Annotated in this window: 15 protein-coding genes; 5 read left to right on the top strand and 10 right to left on the bottom strand. The window is 58.8% G+C overall.

Annotated features, from left to right (window positions below):
* Positions 1–47: 47 nt before the first annotated feature.
* Positions 48–362: a hypothetical protein gene (locus ABVN21_RS23530; RefSeq protein ID WP_339552484.1), complete on the bottom strand. Its 315-nt coding sequence runs from the start codon at positions 360–362 to the stop codon at positions 48–50.
* Between the two features lie 350 nt (positions 363–712).
* On the opposite strand from ABVN21_RS23530, the gene hexR reads away from it, so the two are divergent.
* Both hexR and ABVN21_RS23540 read left to right on the top strand, forming a co-directional pair.
* On the top strand, positions 713–1579 hold the full coding sequence (gene hexR, locus ABVN21_RS23535; protein ID WP_025131545.1) for a transcriptional regulator HexR: 867 nt from the start codon (positions 713–715) through the stop codon (positions 1577–1579).
* Positions 1580–1790: 211 nt separating this feature from the next.
* A complete protein-coding gene (locus ABVN21_RS23540; RefSeq protein WP_339552485.1) occupies positions 1791–2003 on the top strand; it encodes a hypothetical protein in 213 nt (70 codons plus the stop codon).
* Here ABVN21_RS23540 and ABVN21_RS23545 read toward each other — a convergent pair.
* Positions 1945–2907, bottom strand: a complete 963-nt coding sequence (locus ABVN21_RS23545) for a LysR family transcriptional regulator (protein ID WP_339552486.1) — start codon at positions 2905–2907, stop codon at positions 1945–1947. The two genes, ABVN21_RS23540 and ABVN21_RS23545, sit on opposite strands and share 59 nt — an antisense overlap.
* A gap of 190 nt (positions 2908–3097) precedes the next feature.
* On the opposite strand from ABVN21_RS23545, the gene ABVN21_RS23550 reads away from it, so the two are divergent.
* A complete protein-coding gene (locus tag ABVN21_RS23550) occupies positions 3098–4513 on the top strand; it encodes an acetyl-CoA carboxylase biotin carboxylase subunit (protein ID WP_131108079.1) in 1416 nt (471 codons plus the stop codon).
* Positions 4514–4524: 11 nt separating this feature from the next.
* Complete coding sequence (oadA, locus tag ABVN21_RS23555; RefSeq protein WP_339552487.1) at positions 4525–6333, top strand: sodium-extruding oxaloacetate decarboxylase subunit alpha; 1809 nt, start codon at positions 4525–4527, stop codon at positions 6331–6333.
* Positions 6334–6448: 115 nt separating this feature from the next.
* On the opposite strand, the gene ABVN21_RS23560 is transcribed toward oadA, so the two are convergent.
* From ABVN21_RS23560 to ABVN21_RS23575, 4 genes are all read right to left on the bottom strand, one after another.
* Positions 6449–8686, bottom strand: a complete 2238-nt coding sequence (locus ABVN21_RS23560) for an autotransporter outer membrane beta-barrel domain-containing protein (protein WP_339552488.1) — start codon at positions 8684–8686, stop codon at positions 6449–6451.
* 211 nt (positions 8687–8897) lie between these two features.
* Positions 8898–9569, bottom strand: coding sequence for a GNAT family protein (locus ABVN21_RS23565; RefSeq protein ID WP_339552489.1), 672 nt, complete (start codon positions 9567–9569; stop codon positions 8898–8900).
* 17 nt (positions 9570–9586) lie between these two features.
* A complete protein-coding gene (locus ABVN21_RS23570) occupies positions 9587–10033 on the bottom strand; it encodes a GNAT family N-acetyltransferase (protein WP_339552490.1) in 447 nt (148 codons plus the stop codon).
* A 10-nt stretch (positions 10034–10043) separates the two neighbouring features.
* Positions 10044–10667 carry an FMN-binding negative transcriptional regulator gene (locus ABVN21_RS23575; RefSeq protein ID WP_339552491.1) on the bottom strand — a complete coding sequence of 208 codons (624 nt, stop codon included), beginning with the start codon at positions 10665–10667 and terminating at the stop codon, positions 10044–10046.
* A 92-nt stretch (positions 10668–10759) separates the two neighbouring features.
* Between ABVN21_RS23575 and ABVN21_RS23580 the strand changes: the two genes are divergently transcribed.
* Positions 10760–12325: a PLP-dependent aminotransferase family protein gene (locus ABVN21_RS23580; protein WP_339552492.1), complete on the top strand. Its 1566-nt coding sequence runs from the start codon at positions 10760–10762 to the stop codon at positions 12323–12325.
* A 22-nt stretch (positions 12326–12347) separates the two neighbouring features.
* Here the strand turns inward: ABVN21_RS23580 and ABVN21_RS23585 are convergent, their stop codons facing one another.
* The 4 genes from ABVN21_RS23585 to ABVN21_RS23600 form a co-directional block, all read right to left on the bottom strand.
* Positions 12348–15578 (bottom strand): DUF6543 domain-containing protein, encoded by a 3231-nt coding sequence (locus tag ABVN21_RS23585; protein WP_339552493.1) that lies wholly within the window; start codon positions 15576–15578, stop codon positions 12348–12350.
* Complete coding sequence (locus tag ABVN21_RS23590; protein ID WP_339552494.1) at positions 15568–16893, bottom strand: DUF6543 domain-containing protein; 1326 nt, start codon at positions 16891–16893, stop codon at positions 15568–15570. The genes ABVN21_RS23585 and ABVN21_RS23590 overlap by 11 nt, the downstream gene beginning before the upstream one ends.
* Positions 16894–16921: 28 nt before the next feature.
* Positions 16922–21505 carry a hypothetical protein gene (locus ABVN21_RS23595; protein ID WP_339552495.1) on the bottom strand — a complete coding sequence of 1528 codons (4584 nt, stop codon included), beginning with the start codon at positions 21503–21505 and terminating at the stop codon, positions 16922–16924.
* A 183-nt stretch (positions 21506–21688) separates the two neighbouring features.
* On the bottom strand, positions 21689–22720 hold the full coding sequence (locus ABVN21_RS23600) for a histone deacetylase family protein (RefSeq protein ID WP_339552496.1): 1032 nt from the start codon (positions 22718–22720) through the stop codon (positions 21689–21691).
* Between the last annotated feature and the right edge of the window lie 30 nt (positions 22721–22750).

Genomic DNA, 22750 nt, shown 5'->3' on the forward strand with positions numbered 1-22750 from the left:
TCGGACTCATTTGAAAGCCGACGGGAAGTCAGGAAGCAGCAGTGTTATTAGTGAGTAATTAGAACTTTATCAATATGGTGAATCAATTCGCCTTCGTAGAAAATGCTGACGCCAGTAACATTGGAGTTACCGATCGCTTTGTATTCTACAAATTTTTCGGTTTCTACTTGTATTGCAACTTCGTCGGTTGTTTCCATAGTCAGGATCAGCCGCAGATCAAAGGATTTATCCTGTAGCGGACTAAATTCCAGTTTTGGCGCAATGCCCGCGTGGGCAACCGTTACGGTGCCATAGGTGCGGAAAGATGGGGCGCCAGGCATGCGGTCGATTTGTGCAATCCAGTCTTTTGTTTTAATGCTCATAGTGTGTAGATCCTTTAATTAAGATTATTGCTTCCTGCGGTTGAATATAACTATCTTAGTTGCTTCGTGGGTGAGTTAATTTTATTGGAGTTGTAAGGTTATATATGTTGTTTGTTGGAGGGTGCATAGATAGCGCTCGTTTTGAGCGAAGTGATTAATGGACAAGACGTTTATTGAAGGATTTGTGAAGGTGGCCCGCCGGCGCGATGAAAACGACTGCTACATGAGGTGCGGGCACCTGAAATCGAGGGATATGGTTACGCATTGAGCAGGCAAAAAGCCGATTCATGTAGTATAACTACAAGCGTGCTACATCCCCGGCAACTGCCAATAACAAAGAGTCCAGCCCTTTGAATCTGCTGCAACACATCGCCCAGTCACGTCACCTGTTACGCAAGTCGGAGCTCAAGGTCGCCGATCATGTGCTGCTTGACCCGGCGGCTGTGATGCACAGTTCCATGGCCGACCTGGCCCACAGCGTGGGCATCAGCGAACCGACGATCGTGCGTTTTTGCCGCGCCATCGGTTGTTCCGGGTTTCAGGACCTGAAGTTGAAGCTGGCCCAGAGCCTCGCAGCCGGCGCCAGCTTCGGCCAGTTTGCGATCCATGAAGATGATTCGGTCGCCGACTACAGCCTGAAAATTTTCGACACCACTCTGCACACCCTGATGGAGGTTCGCGAGAAACTCGATCCGGTGGAATTGCAGCGAGCAGTGACGCTGATGTCCCAGGCCCAGCGTGTCGAGTTTTATGGTTTCGGCGCGTCGGGCGCGGTAGCGGCGGATGCCCAGCACAAGTTCTTCCGATTGCTGCTGACCGCTGCAGCGTATTCCGATCCACACATGCAGGCGATGTCGGCCGTCACCTTGAAGCCGAGCGATGTAGCGATCTGCATTTCCCAGTCCGGGCGCTCCAAGGACCTGCTGATCACCGCTAACCTGGTACGTGAAAGCGGGGCCTCGCTAATCACTCTTTGCCCGAGCCAGACTCCGTTAGCGGAGCTGTCGACCGTTAACCTGGCAATCGATGTGCACGAAGACACCGAAATCTATACGCCGCTGACCTCGCGTATCGCTCACCTGGTGGTGATCGACGTGTTGGCGATGGGCGTGGCCATGGCGCGCGGGCCGAGCCTGGTCAACCACCTCAAGAGCGTCAAGCGCAGCCTGCGCAGCTTGCGGTTGTCACCTAAGTCGGTGAAAGCGCTCGACGACTGATCCAAGATTGACGCGGACGTTGTGGCGAGGGAGCTTGCTCCCGCTGGACTGCTCAGCAGGCCCATTTTTTGGGCCGCTACGTGCCCAGCGGGAGCAAGCTCCCTCGCCACAGTACCCAACAAACTTTCATCAGTCTGTAACGCTTGAGCCGCCAAACCGTCATCCCCCGCGCCTATCGTGAAACTCCCGTACTCGTCTTGGGAGACTCGAAATGGCCCTGCCTTACGAAGAACGCAACAGCGCTGTCAAAACCCGTCGTCAGCAAGAAGACCAGCGCCGCATGGAATTCCGCCGTGCTATCGAAGATCGCTGCGAGCGCCGTCAACTTCTGGCCGAGATTGGCGATTATCCTGACGAGCTCGAACTCAATTACTGGCAGGCCGCACCGACAGCTTCCCGTCGAAACGCTCAACCAGGCCGCTGATCTGCACTCGCTCGCTGCGCACAAACGCAAGGAATGCGTGGGCCACCGGTGACAATCGTTTGGCCTTGGCCTGAACCAGGCACCAACTGCGGAACAGCGGCAGCTCTTCGACCGGTAACTCGATCAACCCGCCGGTCGCCAGTTCCAGGTTCAGGGCGTGGCGCGTCAACAGCGCAACGCCCAGGCCTGCCAGCACGCACTCACGCTGAGCTTCGGCTGACGAGACTTCCTGGGTCTGGTTGAAGTGCACGCGCTTCTCTTTGAAGTACTCCTCGCAAGCCATCCGCGTCCCGGAACCGGGTTCGCGCAACAACAGCGTATAAGGTTCAAGATCCTGCAAGCGCAGCGGTCCCATGTGGCACAGCGGATGATTCGGCGGGGCGACCGCGACAATCGGATTGTTGAGAAACGGCAGGAATTCCAGCCCCATGTCCTGCGGCACCATGGACATGATCACCAAGTCATCGCGGTTGTCCGACAGGCGTCGAATCACTTGCCCGCGATTGACCACTGTCAGTTGCAGGTTCACTTCCGGATGCTGGCGCTTGAACGCGGCGAACAGGTGCGGTACGAAATACTTGGCGCTGGATTCCACCGCCAGTTTCAATTGGCCCTGCAACGACCCTTGCATGTCCGACAGCTGCATATCGAGGTTTTCCAGGCGCCCGAAAATGTCTCGACTGGCGCGCTGTAACGCTTCAGCGGCTTCCGTCATGTAGAGCTTTTTGCCAACGTAATCGAACAAAGGCTGACCAATCAGCTCTTCAAGTTGACGAATCTGTAGGCTGACGGCGGGTTGCGTGAGCGACATTTCGTCGGCTGCTCGGCTGTAGGAACGCAAATCACAGACTTCGTTGAAAATTTGCAGCTGACGCAATGTCATACGCATCAATGACTTACGCATTATCTGAACGCTCCCACCTTAGGCTGACGCATCAACTATAAGTCTTTACTTATGCATGACCCAATAATTATTCATTTTTGTTAATTCCTTGTGGGCGCTAGTGTTGAGCCGCGACCAAATTGAAACATTTGGTCACGCGTCGACCTGGTCTAGCAGGTCGTGGGTACCACCGGCTCAAGGGAAACTCCAAGTGATAACAAAGATCCTGATCGCCAACCGTGGTGAGATTGCCGTACGAATCGTGCGTGCCTGCGCCGAAATGGGCATTCGCTCGGTCGCGATCTATTCCGACGCCGACCGTCATGCCTTGCATGTGAAGCGTGCGGATGAGGCCCACAGCATTGGTGCCGAGCCACTGGCCGGCTACCTGAACCCGCGCAAGCTGGTGAACCTGGCGGTGGAAACCGGTTGCGATGCGCTGCACCCTGGCTACGGCTTCCTTTCGGAAAACGCCGAGCTCGCAGACATCTGCGCCGAACGCGGAATCAAATTCATCGGTCCATCGGCTGAAGTGATTCGCCGCATGGGCGACAAGACCGAAGCGCGCCGCAGCATGATCAAGGCTGGCGTGCCGGTGACCCCGGGCACCGAAGGCAACGTGTCTGGCATCGAAGAAGCGCTGACCGAAGGCGACCGTATCGGTTACCCGGTCATGCTCAAGGCCACCTCCGGTGGTGGCGGTCGCGGCATCCGTCGCTGCAACAGCCGCGAAGAACTCGAACAAGCTTTCCCTCGCGTGATCTCCGAAGCCACCAAGGCGTTCGGTTCCGCGGAAGTGTTCCTGGAAAAATGCATCGTCAATCCAAAGCACATTGAAGCGCAGATCCTCGGCGACAGCTTTGGCAACGTGGTTCACCTGTTCGAGCGCGACTGCTCGATCCAGCGCCGTAACCAGAAGTTGATCGAGATCGCCCCGAGCCCGCAACTGACCCCGGAACAGCGCGCCTACATCGGCGACCTGTCGGTGCGTGCAGCCAAGGCTGTGGGTTACGAGAACGCCGGTACCGTGGAGTTCCTGCTCGCCGAGGGCGAGGTGTACTTCATGGAGATGAACACCCGGGTGCAGGTGGAACACACCATCACCGAAGAAATCACCGGCATCGACATCGTTCGCGAGCAGATTCGCATCGCGTCCGGCCTGCCGCTTTCGGTGAAACAGGAAGACATTCATCACCGTGGTTTCGCCCTGCAATTCCGCATCAATGCCGAAGACCCGAAAAACAACTTCCTGCCGAGTTTCGGCAAGATCACCCGTTACTACGCACCCGGCGGCCCCGGTGTTCGTACTGACACAGCGATCTACACCGGCTACACCATCCCGCCATTCTACGACTCCATGTGTCTGAAACTGGTGGTGTGGGCGTTGACCTGGGAAGAGGCGATGGACCGTGGCTTGCGTGCCCTCGATGACATGCGTCTGCAGGGGGTCAAGACCACCGCCGCGTACTACCAGGAAATCCTGCGTAACCCGGAATTCCGTAGCGGCCAGTTCAACACCAGCTTCGTTGAAAGCCACCCTGAACTGACCAACTACTCGATCAAGCGCAAACCCGAAGAGCTGGCCCTGGCCATCGCCGCCGCCATCGCCGCCCACGCAGGCCTGTGAGGAATAGAACAATGAGCAAGAAAATCCACGTTACCGACACGATCCTGCGCGACGCCCACCAATCGCTGCTCGCCACCCGCATGCGCACCGAAGACATGCTGCCGATCTGCGACAAGCTCGACAAAGTCGGCTACTGGTCGCTGGAATGCTGGGGCGGCGCAACCTTCGACGCCTGCGTACGCTTCCTCAAAGAAGATCCGTGGGAGCGTCTGCGCCAACTGCGCGCGGCGCTGCCTAACACCCGTCTGCAAATGCTCCTGCGTGGACAGAACCTGCTGGGCTACCGTCACTACAGCGACGACGTGGTCAGAGCCTTCGTCGCCAAGGCTGCGGTCAACGGCATCGACGTGTTCCGCATCTTCGACGCCATGAACGACGTGCGTAACCTGCGCGTGGCCATCGAAGCGGTGAAAGCGGCCGGCAAGCATGCCCAGGGCACCATCGCCTACACCACCAGCCCGGTGCACACCATCGACGCGTTCGTAGCGCAAGCCAAACAGATGGAAGCCATGGGTTGCGACTCGGTGGCGATCAAGGACATGGCCGGTCTGCTGACCCCGTACGCCACCGGCGAACTGGTCCGTGCGTTGAAAGCCGAGCAGTCGCTGCCTGTGTTCATCCACTCGCACGACACCGCTGGCCTGGCCACGATGTGCCAACTCAAGGCGATCGAGAACGGCGCCGACCACATCGACACTGCGATCTCCAGCTTCGCCTCGGGTACCAGCCACCCGGGTACCGAATCGATGGTTGCTGCCCTTAAAGGCACCGAGTTCGATACCGGCCTCAACCTGGAACTGCTGCAAGAGATCGGCCTGTATTTCTACGCCGTGCGTAAGAAGTACCACCAGTTCGAAAGCGAATTCACCGCCGTCGACACCCGTGTTCAAGTCAACCAGGTACCGGGCGGGATGATTTCCAACCTGGCCAACCAGTTGAAAGAGCAGGGCGCCCTGAACCGAATGAGTGAAGTGCTGGCGGAAATCCCGCGCGTTCGTGAAGACCTTGGCTTCCCGCCGCTGGTGACCCCGACCTCGCAGATCGTCGGCACCCAGGCGTTCTTCAACGTGCTGGCTGGCGAACGCTACAAGACCATCACCAACGAAGTGAAGCTGTACCTGCAAGGCGGCTACGGCAAGGCGCCGGCCCCGGTGAACGAGCAACTGCGTCGCCAGGCCATCGGCAGCGAAGAAGTCATTGACGTGCGCCCGGCCGACCTGCTCAAGCCGGAAATGGCCAAGCTGCGTGCCGACATCGGCGCCCTGGCCAAGTCCGAAGAAGACGTGCTGACCTTCGCCATGTTCCCGGACATCGGTCGCAAGTTCCTCGAAGAGCGCGCTGCGGGCACCCTGACGCCAGAAGTGCTGTTGCCGATTCCAGAAGCCGGCGGCGTCGCCTCGGCCGGTGGTGAAGGCGTGCCGACCGAGTTCGTCATCGACGTCCACGGCGAAACCTACCGCGTCGATATCACCGGTGTCGGCGTCAAGGCCGAAGGCAAGCGTCACTTCTACCTGTCCATCGACGGCATGCCGGAAGAAGTGGTGTTCGAACCGCTCAACGAATTCGTCAGCGGCGGCAGCAGCAAGCGCAAGCAAGCCACTGCGCCGGGCCACGTCAGCACCACCATGCCGGGCAACATCGTCGACGTGCTGGTCAAGGAAGGCGATACCGTCAAGGCTGGCCAGGCTGTCCTGATCACCGAAGCGATGAAGATGGAGACCGAAGTCCAGGCAGCCATTGCCGGCAAGGTAACCGCCATCCACGTTGCGAAGGGCGACCGGGTGAACCCGGGCGAAATCCTGATCGAGATCGAAGGCTGAGTTAACAGCCTCGATACAACGCTTTAAACCTCGGGGGGGCATGTGCTCCCCTTTTTTTTGCCTGAAAATTCGTTCCTGAAACGCCTCACACAGGGTGGGTTGGGTCAGTGGCTAATCAGAATGCCATCCGCCATTGACCCGTCACGCCGTGGCTGCGGTTGTCACTCGCGATTTCGCCGTTATAGCCGACACCCAAGGTATGCCGAGGCGAAAGCCTCAGGTCCAGACCTGCATCCACCATCAGGCTGTCACGGTCCAGAGGTGCACCGGTGACGGTGTAGTTGCGCCCGCCGGTGATCAAGCGTTGGTGGGTTTCAGTGGCGACCTCGCCGTACGTGTGTTTCCAACTGGCGCTGAAACGGGGTGTCAGCTGCATTCCGTTTTCCAGCCTGTTGATTTTTGCCAGGCGCAGGCCAAATGTGCTGCTGAGGATGTTCTGCGATTGGTCATGGACTTTCAGCACGGCGGCACCGCCATTTTCCGTGTAGCCATTGCGCTGATAGCGTTGAAAGCCGAGGCCTGCAAAGGGCTCGATGCTGACGTTGGCCCGGCCTAGGTTGTACCCGGCTTCAGCGAATGCTTGCCGAGTGCTGGCGTCGTACCTGCCTTTGGGCCGGTCACTGAAACCATTGAAGGCCACCTGACGTTGGGTCTTGCCGTCGTGATTGCTGTAGCTGGCACCAAGACGCAAAGACATTGGGCCGTTCTGACGCAAGGCATATGCCCCCAAATGCCAGCTATCGAGGTCGCCATCGAGGTCACGGCTGTTCAGGCGAGTCTGTGATTTAGCGCCCATCACACCGATGCGCCATTCTTCGCCAATTGCCCAGTCCGCTCCCAAAACCAGACCTTGGGTCGCGTATTTCAAGGCGTCGTAGTCGCGATCCAGTGTGCCGTCATAGTTCAACGCTTGGAGCCAGACTCGGTGATCACGTTCGTTGCCCGCTGCCTGGCGGGGTCCCCGTTTCTGACTGCTGGAGTCTGCGTCACTGCCTAACTGGCGCATCGCCGAGAGCATCGTGGCGCTCACGGAACTGTCACTGTTCAGCGTCGCTTTGGCGAGGTTGGCGGTGGTGCCTGCGGCCAACCGCTCGATCGCGTGAGAGGCGGTGCTTTTGTCGGTGCCGAGCAAGGCTGCGACAGCTGCGTTCGCGGGATTGGGTGGTTTGGGAGTGCTGGCTGTCGGGCTTGAAGGCGTTGGTGATACCGGAGGGGTCAACGTTGTTTTGGTGAGGGTGTTGGATGTTGAAGGCAAAGTAGAAGACTCAGTTGTCGCCGGCGGTGTGGAAGCGGTTTCGGGAGCCGCGGGGGTTGCTGGCGGATTCTGAACGATAGCGTCGGGAGTCACCCCGTCAGATGATGCCTGGGTCAACGGTGACTCGGCATGTTCATCAATGCTTTGAGTGAGCTCCTTCCCGTTTTCAGTGATCGCGAGATCCCCGAACGGTACGTCGTTACGTGCATAGGTGAGCTCGACGGTTTTTACTTCGTAATGCGCCTTTGGCGTCATGAACGCGAGGTTGTTTTCGACCTTGGCAAATCGCCCTTCGACCTTACCGGCTTCGATAACGGTGTAATGGCTCCCAGGTGGGTATTCACTGTCTATGGCGAGGACTTTCAGGGTCGCGCCCTCAACATTGGCTATACCATCGACCTTGATTGTTTCACCACGACCCGCCGCGTTGATCTCATAAGTCAGCACGGCCTTGTCGTGCAGCTTCAGGTCGCCCGCGACGGTCGGCGCACCGTGCAAATGATTGGCGACGAGAGCGCCGTGTACGTTCAGCGAACCCACACGACCTGCGCCGCTGAAGGTGCCTGATTCGTCCACCTCGACGCTGCCGTCAATCGACCCGTGGTTGACCAACGAACCCTGAACGACGGCACGCCCCTCGATGTGTCCGTTATTGGTCAGCGCTGCCTTTGGGCGTATCAAAGCGGCTTCGCTAAAGTCTCTGGAACCCGCCAGGGTCCAGGAGCCCTGTCTGACATCCAGTCGCTGGAATTGACGGGTGTCTCCCAGGTTGCCACCTCTAGCGGCATCGAGTTGCAGAACGTTTTGACCTCCCCCGCCGTCCAGCAGGCCGGTGAGATTGCCGCGAGGGCTGATCGTGATCCAGTCATTGCGATCGTCCAGTTGCAGGCTTGTGCCGTTCGTGGCTCTTTTGATCTGGAACGGTACGGTGTCTGCGGCTTTGATGAAGGCATCCAGATCGGCGATCAGAGCGGCCGATACCGTGTGCGCCGGGGTGGATGTCTCGGGTTGTTGGGCTGTTGCAACGTCAGCGCAACCCAAGGCCAGTGCAATCGCCAAGGTGAGTTGTTGCGGTGGGTGTTTGTGTTGAATGGGCATGGGTTTGGCCTCGTTTTACGGAAGACCAAACTCTAAGAGGAGGGCTGTCGGCACCGATGTCAGGCGGTTCCTGCGGTGGTGCGGGGAGTGTCAGATAGCTATGCGGAAAACGCCCGTCCGCTCGAAGAAGACAGCTTTTTGTCGCTTCGAACAGACGTTTTTTCTTACAACAAATCGGGATCGGGACGGCTGTCGCAGGCCTGGAAGCAATTTACCCGCGACACTCCACCAACCCTTTCACCTGTCCGGATTCCGCCTGGTTCTCATCGCTCAACCAGCGCTCGAAACCTGCCCCAATCGCCGGCCACTCCGAGTCAAGGATCGAGTACCACGCGGTGTCACGGTTCTGGCCCTTGACCACCATGTGTTGGCGAAACACACCTTCAAAACTGAATCCCAAGCGCTCGGCCGCGTATTTGGAGCGGGCGTTGCCGTTGTTGCATTTCCATTCCAGGCGGCGGTAGCCGAGGGCGAACGACTCTTTGGCCAGCAGGTAAACCGCTTCGGTGCTTTTTGGTGAGCGCTGCATCGGCGCGCCGAAGGTGACGTGGCCAATTTCGATGCGGCCCTGGGCCGGGACGATCGACATCAGGCTGAGGATGCCTTGCACGTCGCCGCTGGCACGGTCGATCACGCTGAAGAAGTACGGATCGCTATTGGCCGCATGATTGTTCAGCCAGTCATGGAAAGCGCTGCGCTCCGGGAAGGGACCATAAGGCAAATAGTCCCAGAGCTTTGGATCGGCGCCGGGGCCTTGCAGGGCATTCCACAAACCGTCGCCGTGACGCGCCGGGTCGAGTTTTTCCAGGCGGATGAAACGCCCTTCGATCGTTTTAACCGTCGGGGCCGGGACGCCTTTCCAGTCCGTGAGTGATGTCGACATACTGTTCTCCTTGAACCTTAAATGGCTTTGCGAAACTGGATGAAACCGGGGCGCTCGGCGATGCGCTCGTAGAGCTGGATCGCGGTGGCGTTGGTTTCGTGGGTCAACCAGTGAACCTTGCAGCAACCATCGGCCTTGGCCGTGGCGTAGACGAATTCGATCAGCTTGCGGCCAACGCCAGTGCCACGGGTTTCGGGCGATACCAACAAGTCTTGCAGGTAGCAGGAGTTTTCGATGCTCCAGTTCGAACGATGGTAAATGAAATGCACCATGCCCACCGCTTTGCCGTCGGCCCAGGCCAACGCCGCGTGGGTCGGTTCGTTCGGGTCGAGCAGGCGTTGCCAGGTGCTTTGGCTGACGGCGTCCGGCAACTCGGTGTTGTAAAAGCGCAGGTAGGCCTGCCACAGCGGTAGCCACGCGGCGTGGTCGTCGGCGCTGACCTGGCGGATCTCGATCTGACTCATGGTGATTTCCTTAGCGCATCAATTGGGCGAGGGTTTGGTCGTTGACGTCGGGGCTGGCGGCCAGCCCTTCGCGCACGCCGGCGATGTCGGCGGGGCTACGGTTCTGGCTGAGCTTGCGCTTGCCTTCGAGACGGTCGATAGGAATGGCGAAACCGACAATGGCCTTGAGCATGCCGTCGATGTAATCGGCGGGGGCATCGGCCACTGACCACGGTTGGGCGCGGCCAGCTTCATGGCGGTCGGTGAGGGTGCTGACGATGTCGAGCAGCCGCCCGCCATCGCTGAAGGTTTCGGCGCGGCCATAAGCGTGAACGGCGACGTAGTTCCAGGTGGGCACGACCTTGCCGTGTTCGGCCTTGCTCGGGTAGAAGCCAGGGCTGACGTAGGCGTCGGGACCGGCAAAAATCAACAGGGCTTCGGCGCCATCTCGCAGGTCTTTCCACTGCGGATTGGCTTTGGCCAGATGCCCGTACAACGTGCCGTTCGAGCCTTGTTCGCAATGCAGCAGCACCGGTACATGACTGGCTTGCAGGCCGCTTTCACCGTGGGTCACCAAAATGGCGAGACGGCTGGCGAGGATCAGTTCATGCAGCTGGGACAACTCGTCGATGGCAAAAGCACGTGGCGTGTACATGGAGATATTTTCCTTGGCGAATGTGTTCATCCTAGGCACGCTATTGGTCTGTTGTAAGAGCCATTAACGACCAATTTCATAGGTCCATTGTCATGACCAGCGAACCATTGTCCTTGTCGTTCAACCCGGCAGGTATCGAGCTTGATCGCCGTCAGGGCTTGAGTCGTCAGCTCTATCAGGCATTGCGCGTGCGAGTGCTGGATGGACGATTGGCCGGCGGAACCCGTCTGCCGGCCAGCAGGGATTTGGCGGCGGCGCTGGCGATTTCCCGTAACAGTGTGGTGCGCGCCTACGATCAGCTCTACGCGGAAGGCTTCATCGAGGGACGCGTCGGCGACGGGACTTATGTCGCGCAACTGCCACAAAACGCATTGCCGGTGAAAAAACTATCCACAAAAGTATCCACAGGGTTTTCAACAGGCTTACCCACAACCTTATCCACAAATTGCCTGGATTTGCCTGTGGTTTCATCCAGTAAAGTTATCCACAGCGTCGCGCTCGCAAGGGTTGAAAAGAACCATTTACCGAGTCCACCGAGCGGTCCGCCACGGGCATTTCGCGTCGGAGTTCCGGCGTTCGATCTGTTTCCCTTTGAGGTCTGGGCCAAACTGAATGCGGCTTTCTGGCGCAAACCGGATTTGCAGCAGCTGTGTTATGGCGACCCGGCCGGCGATGCGCGTTTGCGCGGGATGATCGCAGCTTACTTGCGCAGTTCGCGCGGCATGCAGTGCACGGCTGAGCAAATTGTGATCACCAGTGGTGCGCAGCAGGGGATTAGCCTTTGTGCACAGTTGTTGCTGGAGCCAGGAGACGGGGTGGCGATCGAGAATCCGGGCTACCGCGCGGCGGGTCATGCGTTCTCCGTCGCAGGTGCGCGACTGCACGGGGTATCAGTGGATAGCGAAGGCATCGATTGCGGCGAACTGGCGAAACTCAGTGATTGCCGTCTGACTTATGTCACGCCGTCCCATCAGTATCCGACTGGGGTAGTGATGAGTCTTGCCCGACGTCTGGAATTGCTGGCCTGGGCCGAGCGCGCCCAAGGCTGGATCGTCGAGGATGATTACGATGGCGAATACCGCTACAGCGGTGCACCGCTGGCACCGTTGGCGGCACTCGATCGTCATGGTCGGGTGCTGTACGTCGGGACCTTCGGCAAGGTCGCTTTTCCGGCGCTGCGTCTGGGTTATCTGGTGTTGCCAATGGGCCTTGTGGACGCGTTTTCACGGCGTCGCGCAGTGGACGTCCGCCATTCCGAGGTCAGCACCCAAGCGGTGATGGCCGAGTTCATGGCTGCGGGACATTTCCAGCGGCATATCCGTCGCATGCGCCGTGCGGCGTTGAGTCGGCTTAATGTCCTGCTCAACGGTTGGCCGCAGGATATTCCCGGCGTCGGCCAGTTACCCACGGTCGCCGCCGGTCTGCACATGACCGTGCCGGTCGAGAGCGTGGCGCGTGAACAGGAACTGATCGAGTTGGCGCGCAGCGTCGATGTCGAGATCAACGGTTTGAGCAGTTATTGGCTACCGGAGTCCAGCACCCCGATCGATCAGCGTGCCGGACTGGTGCTGGGTTTTGCTGCGGTTCCCGAGAGCGAGATCGACACGGCGCTGAAGTGCTTGCGGGCAGTGTGGCGTGTTCGCCAAGCGGGCGGATGATCAGTCCGCCCGCACGTGAGTACTAGGGTTGTGGTTCCAGTTTCAGGAACAGATTCGGGTCGCCAATCCGGCGCAGCACATAGTCGAGTGGCGTCAGGCTCGTCAGTGCCTGACGACGTTCGGCAGTGAGCTGCTTCAAATGTTCATCGGCGATTTTCAGGTGCGCCGCTGTGAACTGCTCCGGCGGGGCTTGCGGCGAATCGTAGTGGAAGTGCGCCAGCCACAACGGCTGATTGCGGCTCGTGGAGTCGAGCACCTTGTACTCCTGAAAGTAGTCCTGGCGCTTTTTGGTCTTGATCCGGCCTTGTTCGTTCCTGACGATCCGGACCAGGTTGTTGTCCAGCAGCCATTGCACATACGCCTGGCGAGGCTGCCGATCCTTGAGCATGCTGGCGCGGATGCTGATGCCTTCAGCGCGTAACCGGACAGCGGCGCTATTGAGCTCCGCGCTCAAGGTGCCCACCGGTAACGGTGATTTGCCTGCCGCGCGGAGGCGCGCCTGGGTCTGGTCGACATTGATCGCGCTTTGCTCCAGCCGTTGGGCTTGGTGATCGAACAAGTCCTGCATGTCCGCCGCAATACGATTGGGCCTGAAGGCATCACGACGAGTCCGATCAATAAAGCTCTGCACATCCACATTCAGGTCCAGGGCATTGGCAATGATGTCGGTGTCGTCCAGGTCGGCCACTGGGGCGGGACCTGACCGGGACGGAAGAATTTCCTCAAGGGGCGGTTCACTGGGTGCCGAAACTCTGGTGGGCGCAGGATCACGAGGTCGGCTCTTGGTGACTTTGCCAACGAGACGGGAAGGGCCCGCAACAGGTGCTTTGGGCGTCATCGGTATTGCCCTTGCCCCGCTCTCGGGCAGCAGCGCACTCAGTTGCTCCTGTGCCAATTGCCTGAACTCGCCGATCAAGCTGCGTACCCGCGCAAGTTCGGTCGGTTCCACCATGCCGGGGAATTCGCCGGGAAGGTCTTGAAGACGCTGATCAGCATCGATGTAGACATCGATCAGCCTGCTCAGACGTTCAATGCGAAGTGCGCTGGCTTCACCGCTGTCGGACGTTCTGATCAAGGCGGCATGTCGATGGGTGGCGGTTGCTGCTTCGATAATCAACAAGCCTGCCGCTTCGCGAGCCGATTCGGTATCTCCTGTGGGGAGCTCACGCATGCACAGCTCATGAGACATGCCAATCTCATTGGACTTCAAGTCCCACTGCGTAAACGTCGGGAGCAGGTTGCGCAGCCGTTGCGCGGTAGTCATGCCCGCGCTGCCGGTGGCGTCGAGGGTTTCCAGGGATGTGCGGTACAGTTGCAGGCGAGCGATCATGTCATGGCTCAAAGCCAAGGCCTGCCTGACTTCCTGGATGTGGGTCTGCAAGGAAGTGGCTGAATCAATGACATTGTTCTGAGCGAGTTTATGGGTGAGTGTCGCGTAGGCATTGCGCTTCAGGACGAACCACAGGCTGAGGTTTTTATGCAGCAAGGTGGTCATGCGCTGCAAATCAGTTAAATAACCTTCGCTCCCGCCCTTGAGACGCCATTGCCCGAGTTTGTTCAGGGCATCGTCGTAATCGCCGATCAGTTTTTCCAATTGGTCGAGGTAATGCTGTGTCGCCTGTTCGTGCGGTTGTCCGGTGGCGGCCATCAGCTCTGCCTGGGCTTTTTCTAACGCGGTATTACGGGTGACCTCCAGTTTTTTGAACGCCTCCAAGGCAATGCCCAATTGTTTCCTTTGTTCCTCCTTTTCCTTGCGTTGTGCCTTGAGCTGACTTTGCAGGCTGGTGCCACCGGCGCCACCGCGCAGACGCAATCGAGTATCGACGATCCATTGTCCTTGCCGGTTGTGAATCAACAGTGGACCGGTTTTCGAGGGCATTCGCGGGTAAACGATTTGTACCTGCTGGTCATCGTTTTCCGTGACGCGGAACCAACGCTCACCGACTTGTGCGTAGGTCTTTGCATCGATTCGATAGAGCGTCCCCTTTTCGCGCAGCAGGGTTTCCAGGGCCGTGGAAGTGAGGTCGGGTGCAGGCACCGTCAGCGTGTTCAGATAAGTCGCTAGTGCCGTAGGGGTGCGATGGGGTACTGAGCCGTAGGCCTCAAGTGAGGAGTAATGGTTGGGCGCAAGATCACCGGTCAGCGTCGTGGTGAGCTGCGTCACCGTGGACAACGCTGGCTTCACCGAGGGCGTGCCTATGGCCTCGGACAGCGTCTTTTCGCCCTGCCTTATTAGCGTTCGCGGGACGCCTTTGCGGCGTGTGGCCGCGTGATGGGCAAGGATCATCCCCAAATTCAGCAGCATATCGGCTACGGCGCTCCATTCGGCGTGAGAGTCACCGCGGTTGTGGGCGTCCACTACTTCCTCTATTTCGCTGATGCTTTGCCAGACCCAAACCGCCGCCCCCGCGGTGCCGCAGAGAAAGTTCGCGGTGACGTTGAACAGCGCCCAGCCACTGTCTCGCAGCAAGGCCCAGCGACGTTGGGCGTTGGACTGTGATTGCCGGTCGGCGAGTTCCGCCATAGCCTGCGCGTGGGTCTTGAACAGCACCGGGAAAACATCGCCGGTCAGCTCTTTGGAGGAGAGTTCGACCGGGCCAGCCCAGTCCACAGACGTCCACGGCTCGGAGAGCAGCTGTGCGCCCAGCCAAAGACTGGGCAGGCCGACGGGGAAGATGTATTGGGCGTATTTGAAGCGGGTGGCCGAGTCGGGTAGCCATGCCAGTATCGAGTCCCTGATTTCACCCGGTTGATGCAAGGCGTACAGCAGGTTTTGTGGTGAAGGAAACTGCAACAACGGCTGGTCGAGCAACGGTCGATACAACAGGCACGGCCCGGCTTCTGGCTGGCGCGGGGCGATGATGAACATATTGGCAACGGTGTCGCCATCGGTTTCGCCGGAATGGACGAAGGTCAGGGGACGAATGACGATGGGCTGCGGGTGACCGGGAGTTGGCTTGAGCCATTCACGAATATAGCGATAACCCTGGTCATCAACGCCGCCGACACGACGTATCTTGCACTCCAGCGCAATCAGCGGCAGCAAGGCGCGCAACTGTCTGATGTAAAAGTGCATCTGTAAGGGCGCCTGTACCGGATCATCGATCAGGTTGTCCTTGATTAGTGTGGGATACGCGTCACCGATGTCGACCAGATTGGCCACCTTCGTCAGGTAGGCTACATCCAACCACTCGGGGACCGGTTGTGGTGGGTTGAATTGAAGGGTGGCCTGATACGGCGCGCTATTGTGCAAAGGCGTATTCGCCCAGCGTTTCGATGTGGACGTCGAGCGGATTGGGAAGCGTCAAACCACCTGTTTCAAAGCTGTTGGTGACTGTAATGTCCAGGCTGTCCAATGGCAGCGAAGCGGCCGACGGCTTGTCGGCAATGATCGCTTCGCGCATGCGGTTTTGCGCGTAGGTGGTGATAGGCGCAATGCGCAACAGTGTTTTATCGGTCTGCTTATACAACATGCCCAGCGCATTGATGGACTGGCTGTACTGATCCAGATCGGCAGCCGAAGCACCGAACAACCAGTCGGGAATTGAACCATCAAGGCGGGTGAGCACGTTTTTTTCCGGGCCACTGGTGTGCTCGACCACGGGGGCGGAGGCGATGTCGTCATCCGCTTCGGCGACGAGGCTTTCACGAGAAATCGCGGTAATAGCGTCCAGCTGGGTTGCGATCAACGCCCAGGCCATGTGGTCGAAAAAATTGCCCTCGGGCTCGAACAGCTGCCATTGAAGGTTCTGCCCGGCAGGTTGCACATCGATACGCGCTGGTAATGAATCACCCAGTTTCTTTAAGGAGTCGAACGTTTCGTAGCCCTTTTCCACTGTGTACATCATCACCAGGTCACGCTGTTTATAGCGCCCGGTAACGACGGCGGCACCGCCGAGTATCAGGTGTCGGACCTTGCCTTGGGCATCGACGGTGTCAATGTCGATCAGGCAGACCTGGATAGCCGAGAGGGTTGGGTCATGGTTTTGGCGCGACTGTTTATCGGGATGACGCGAGACCGCCCGGGCCACCCGACACTGGTCATCATCCCAACCATCGGCGCCCTGTACATGCAGGGCTTTGCGCAACGCCGCGGAAAGTTCCTGCCAGTGCGGTACCTGATGCCGGGTGCTGTTCCAATAGTCCAGTTGGCGCTCCCCGAACGCAACGAACAGCAGGGGTGAGTAGTCATTGAGTAACCCGGCAATGGCTTCGACGTCGATGTCCAGATGCACCACGGGCGTGGCTGTGGGGTTCACTGTGAGGAAGTGTTCGCCTTCCAGATAATTGGCGGTGGAAGCACTGAAGAATTGCCGTACCAGTGCGTGGGTCAGCGATTCAAACTGCGTCGGCATGGCCACGAGATGACCCTCTACCGCTTGCCATTGAGGTGTGCCGATCATGGTTCGGTCGGGGTCGATGTCGCGTTTCGGATACAGGCTTCTCAGCGCCTGACGCAGTATTTGGTGGGCGACTTCATCAACCGTGGGTCCACGGCTGGTCTGGTGAATGATCTGGCTTTTTTTTAGCAATTCGCGGGTTTCGGAGGTTTCTGAATGCTCGGTCATCGTCATTTTCCTTTTTGACGTCCGGGGTTTATGAAAAGAACAGGGCGCGTGCCAGCTGCGGACTGATCTCGCTGCGATAGATGGCGATGACTTGCGGGTTGGTGGTGGCCGAGCGCAAGTCGAATGCGCCGGCCATTCGACGTTGCTCCTGCAATTTCAAATGGGCGGCGGTGAATGCGTCGACAGGCGCGTCGAGGCTGGCGTAATGGAAGTGTGCGTACCACAACGTGTTCTGGGTGCGTCGCTCGCGAATCTCGTATTCCTGCAAGTAATCCTTGCGCGGGCCCTTGAGGCGACGTCGATCACCGCCGGGCACAATGTCGATTTCATCTTTGCTCAACAGCCATTCGATACGGGCTGCCGTGGGCGGTTGCCGTTTAATCATCTCAACCCGTATCCGGTAACCTTCGGCGTAGAGTCGATCGCGTGCCGTGTTCATCTCGGCGATCAAGGCCGGTGGCTCGTCGGTTGTATTCGCACGCAGTCGGGCCTGTTCCAGGCTCCGCGCGCGCTCGTCCAGCTGGTCAGCTTTGTGTTGGAACAGTTCTTCGATTTCCACCGGGATTCGACCAGGTTTTTTCGCGCTCGCTTCGGTTTGCTCGATGAAGTTTTCCACACTGTCCAGCAGCGTCTGGCCTTGAGTGATTTGCGTGTTGAGGTCAGGCGCTTGCGCTGTCGGACGGCGACGCCTGGGTTGGACGCGCTCAATCCAGACCCCGGGCGTTTTCTCGTGAAAGGTGGCGATCACGTTGCCGGTCATGGGCGCTTTCACGTCCAGAAGAATCGGTTGACCCGGTGCTGATGGACGTACTTCACCAACGACCGTGCCCCTGAAGCGAGTTTTGATCACCCGTTTACGCGAGGCGGGCGCGGGCCTTGAAGGGCCTGCTCGAGGCTCCAATGGCCGTTGCTCGAGTAGCAAGTGCGCCAGGTATTTTTCGGTTTGCTGCTGGAATTCGCTGACTCGGCTTCGTATCTGTTTTAGCGGCTGCTCCAGGACAGCATCTTTGTGATTGACGCCGAAGTCTTCGAAAGACTGGTCGATGGCGGCAAACTGTTCGAGCATGTCACTGAGGCCTTCGCTATGTTCGCTCGCAACGAGCGCGCGCTCCTCCAGAACCAGGTCCTGTGAGGTCTGAATAATCAGATCGGCCGTGTCAATCAGGCGTACGAATTCATTTTGGGCCTGGATCAGCGCAGTGGTGTTTCCCTCTTTCAGACAGACATCACGAGCCAGCGAAACTTGAAGCGCCTTGAGGTCATTGAGGCTGAATTTGGGCAATTTATTGCGATAGGTGGAGGCAATTTCGGCAGCGCTTTTGCCCAGTCGGCTCAACTCCTGGAAGCGCGTTTGGGCAAACTCGATTTTGCCAATCATGCCCTCGGTCAAATCGAACATTTTCTGGCATGTCGCACGGCTGCCAGTCCCTCCGCCCGTTTCTTGCGCCGCAAGCAATACCAGGGTTTCTCTCAGGGTCTGAGTGAAGGTTGGATCGCGCTGATCGAGCCATGTCTGGTTGAAGAACAGCTGGGTGCCGAGCATTTCGGTCATGGCGGTTCGATAGTTGGGAACCGTATCCAGCAGGTTGAGCTTTTTCAGCTGTTCGAGCGGAGCTTCGTACTCTCGAGTGCGGCGCTCGAGCGTCTCCAGGAATATCGCTTGTTCGGTCAGCAGTGCGTCATCGCTGGCCGCTTTCATTGCATTGTGAGCGGCCGTCAACTCTTTGCGCGCCCGCTCGCGCTCGTTATCGAATTCGGCCAGTTGCTTTTTCAACTCGGCGATGCGCTCGCGATTTTGCTGTTTCTGAGCCTTGCGCCGACTCGACAAGCCACCTCCCCGCAGGCGCAAGCGTGTGTCGACGAACCACTCCCCGCGCTGGTTGTTGATTAGCGTCGGGCCGATACGTTCGGGTTGCTGACGTGAGTCGATGATCGATACTTCACCCGTTTCTCCGACGGCCACTTCGAACCAGCGCTCGCCCACCGGTGCGTAATATTTTTGTTGATGACGGTAGAGGTGGCGATAGAAGCCGGTTTCCCCGGTGGGCGGGGTGAGTTGCTCGGGTCGGCTAATCGCAAAGCGATCCAGGGTTTTGGCCAGGCTCAGGGCGGGACCCGTTGCCAAAGAAGTTTGGTGTTGCGCAGGATGCTCGCCGATCACATCCGGCTGTTGAACGATGTTCACAGGGGGCGGTGCCGGCTCTTCCTTGATCTCGGCAGCAAGGGTTGTTGGCGTTTTTTCCTCGATTCGGCGGGCCGTCGAGTTGCGAGTGCTGGCGTGGTGAGCGAGGACCATGGCCAGGGTCAGCAACAGATCGGTCATCGCGGTTTTCTGCTGCTCGCCGTTGCCTGCCTCACCGGCATCAAGGGTCTGTTGCAGATCATCCAGTACCTGCCAGATCCAGGCGGCCGTCCCGACCGTGCGACCGAGGAAGGGCAGCGCTGCGTTGAAGATCAGCCAGCCCGCGTGCTTGAAGGTCTCCCAGCGATTTTTGGCATTGGACACCGATTGCCGTTGCGCCAGTTCTACCATTGCACTGACGTTGGCCTTGAACAAGGAGGCCAGGTAATCACCGGCGATAAGCTGTGTACCCAAGTTGAGCGTGCCGCTCATCTGCAGCGAGGTCAGTGGGTCGGCCAGCAGCAGTGAGAGGGTCCAGACCGAAGGCCGGTCGTCGGTAAACACATAGTTGGCGTAATTGGCGCGTGCGCCATCCGGCAGCCAGGCGAGTACCGATTGGCGCAACTTCGGGGAATGCTTGATGGCATAGACCAGGTTGGCCGGTGTCGGGAACTGGCTCAATGGCTGGTCGAGTAATGGCCGGTAAAGCAGGCACGGCCCCTTGTCCATCTGCCGGGGCCCGATGACGAACATGTTGGCCACTTCATCCGTTGCGGCACCCACGCGCCAACCGGGGCTGAAGGCCAGCGGGCGGATGACAATCTCCTGACCGTCCACCCAGCGATTGGCATCGAGTACCTGGACGACGGCCGCGACATAGCGGTAACCCAATTCGTCGATGCCGTTCTGTGCGCGAATCTTCTGCTGCAAGGCCAGCAACGGTAACTCGACGCGCAGCCGGCTGGTGAACAGATTCTGGCGCCGCAGACTTTCAAGGGGATCGTCGAGCAGTTTGCTTTTGATCAGCTCCGGGTAGGACTTGCCGATGTCGACGCTGACGATCAACGTTTCTAGGTAAGTCGCCGTCAACCATGCCGGAAGCGTTGCGCCGCTGGTGCTGCGTACGGACTTGTTGCCCAGCGGCAGGGCAATCAGGTTTTGCAGTGCCAGATCCAAGATGCTTAGAGTGGTGCGTTCCGGCCCCACCAGCGGGGTAAAACTGCCCCAGACCACCACGCTGTCGACCACGATGTCGATCTCGGTCAGGTTTAGCTCTGCGGCGTCGGCGTGCTGCTTGAGCATGGCCTCGCGCAGTTGCTCGAGAGCGTACTCACGGATCGGTATGATGCCGTCCTGAAAGGATTTGTGAGCGTTCTGGGTTTGAACCTGTGCCAGCTCCATCAAATGCCGGCTGAACGCGGTGAGGTCGCTGGAAGTGGCGTTGGCCATCCAGTCCGGCAAGGCTTGCTCAACCCGATTGAATCTCGAAGGCGCCTGTTTGTCCGTCGGATCGAGTTCGTTGGTCGTACGGCTGATGTGCGGTGCCAGGTCGGGATGCGGCGTCGCGGTTTCATTAGCCAGCGCCCCAATCGAGTCGGCTTGCAGGGCAATCAGGTTGCATGCCAGATGATCGAAATAATTGCCCTCGGGCTCGATCAGACGCCATTGCAAAGTGTTGCCCGGCATCGGCCCGCCACCGTAGCTGCGCAAGGACTCGCCCAGTTCCTGCAAAGAATCGTAGGTCTCGAAGCCCCGGGTGATGGTGTGACAGAGGATTAAGGTGCGGGGGCCGGCAGTTCCGATCAGTACCGCCATGTCGAGGATGTTGAGGTGAGTCGAGGCCCCTTCCTTAATGCAATCGAGATCAATCAGGCAAGCACGCGACCGAAACCGATCGTGAAGGGTGCGGGTATTTTTCTCCGGATAAGCGAACAGGTTACGCGCCATGGCGCACAAGTCGTTGCTCCATTGCGGGTTCGTCTCGATGTTCCACAATTCGCGCAGGGACTTGGACAATCCCTGCCAGCGCGGGGCCGAGGCGCGGGTGAACTGGTTCCAGTAATCGACCTGCTGTTCTTGAAACGCGATAAACAGAAGTGGCGCCAGTTCATTGAGCAGCCTCGCGATGGCGTCGATGCTGACGGGCAGTTGCGCCGGCGTTTGTTCCTGAGCTTGCAGGGTGAGGTAATGCTCGCCATCGAGGTAGACCGCCGATGTGCCCGCCACACCATGGCGCACCAAGGCATCGGTCAGTGATTCGAAGTGTCGCGGCCCGGAGACGACCTGTTGCTCGTGAAAGCGCCAGCTCGGTGTTACGACCATCGCCAGCCGAGGGTCGATAGACAATTGCGGGTAAAGGGTTTTCAACGCCGGTTGCAGGGCATGGGTGGCGACTTCCCTGATTGAGGGGCCGGCCACCAATTGGGTGAGCAGGGCATCCTGATCCGTAGAAAGGCCCGGGCCAAAAGAAGGGTTGGAAGTATCTATCATCGTCACATCCTTTGTGGTGGGACAGGCACCGTGGAAGGTTCGGTGCGCGATCCATTGCAAAGTAGTGACGGGCAGAGCGACGTTGGCGGTAAATAAATATCGCGGGCAAAAAAAGACCTGCGCAAGCGCAGGTCCTGATGACGACGGCGATCAGGTGCGGGACTTGATCATTGTTTTAATTGCTCATTGAGCGGTTTCAAAACCTTCGAGAACGTTCACCGCGTTGATGCCGATTTCTTCGACCGCATACCCGCCTTCCATCACAAACAGCGTCGGCACGCCGAGCTTGGCGATGCGCTCGCCCATGGCCAGGTAATCAGGGCTGTCGAGCTTGAATTGCGAGATCGGATCGTCCTTGAAGGTGTCGACGCCCAGGGAAACGACGACGATGTCGGCACCGTAGCGTTCGATCTCTTTGCAGGCCTGTTCCAGTGCTGCGCTCCAGGTGTCCCAACCGCTGCCTGCCGGCAATGGATAGTTGAAGTTGAAACCTTCACCGGCGCCTTCACCCAGCTCATCGTCGTAGCCGAGGAAGAACGGAAATTCGGCTTCCGGATGACCGTGGATCGAAGTGAACAACACGTCGCTGCGTTCGTAGAAAATCGACTGGGTGCCGTTGCCGTGGTGGTAGTCGACGTCGAGGATCGCGACCTTTTTGTGGCCTTGGTCGAGGAATGCCTGGGTCGCGATGGCGGCGTTGTTGAGGTAGCAATAACCGCCCATCAAGTCCCCGGCGGCGTGGTGTCCCGGTGGACGGCACAGGGCGAAGGCACTGCGGGCGCCGCGTTGAATTTCCGCTTGGGCAGTCAATGCCACTTGCGCCGCACTGTAGGCCGCTTGCCAGGTGCCGGCGGTGATCGGTGCGCCGCCGTCGAAGCTGTAATAGCCGAGTTCGCCGTGCAGGCTGGTGGGTTTGATGCGACGCAGAGTTCGCGCTGGCCAAGTGTAGGGCAGCAGGTCACCGTCGGTGTTGAATTCGGTCCAGCGTGCCCACGCACCCTTGAAGAAATCGAGGTAGTCGCGGCTGTGGATGCGCGCAATCGGGTCGAGGCCGAAATCCTTGGGCGCCTCCACGGAGCCGAGGTTCTGCTTTTGCACCCGCGACAGCACGTGATCGGCACGGGATGGCATCTCGAAGCAGGGCTTGAGTTGCCCGTCGATGAGTTCGCAACGACCGTGGTGCAGGTGGTGATCGTCCGAGTAGATCGTCAGCATTTGTTGTTCTCCGCAGGCGGGTTCGGTTGC

It is taken from the genome of Pseudomonas sp. MYb327, assembly GCF_040438925.1.
Lineage (GTDB): Bacteria > Pseudomonadota > Gammaproteobacteria > Pseudomonadales > Pseudomonadaceae > Aquipseudomonas.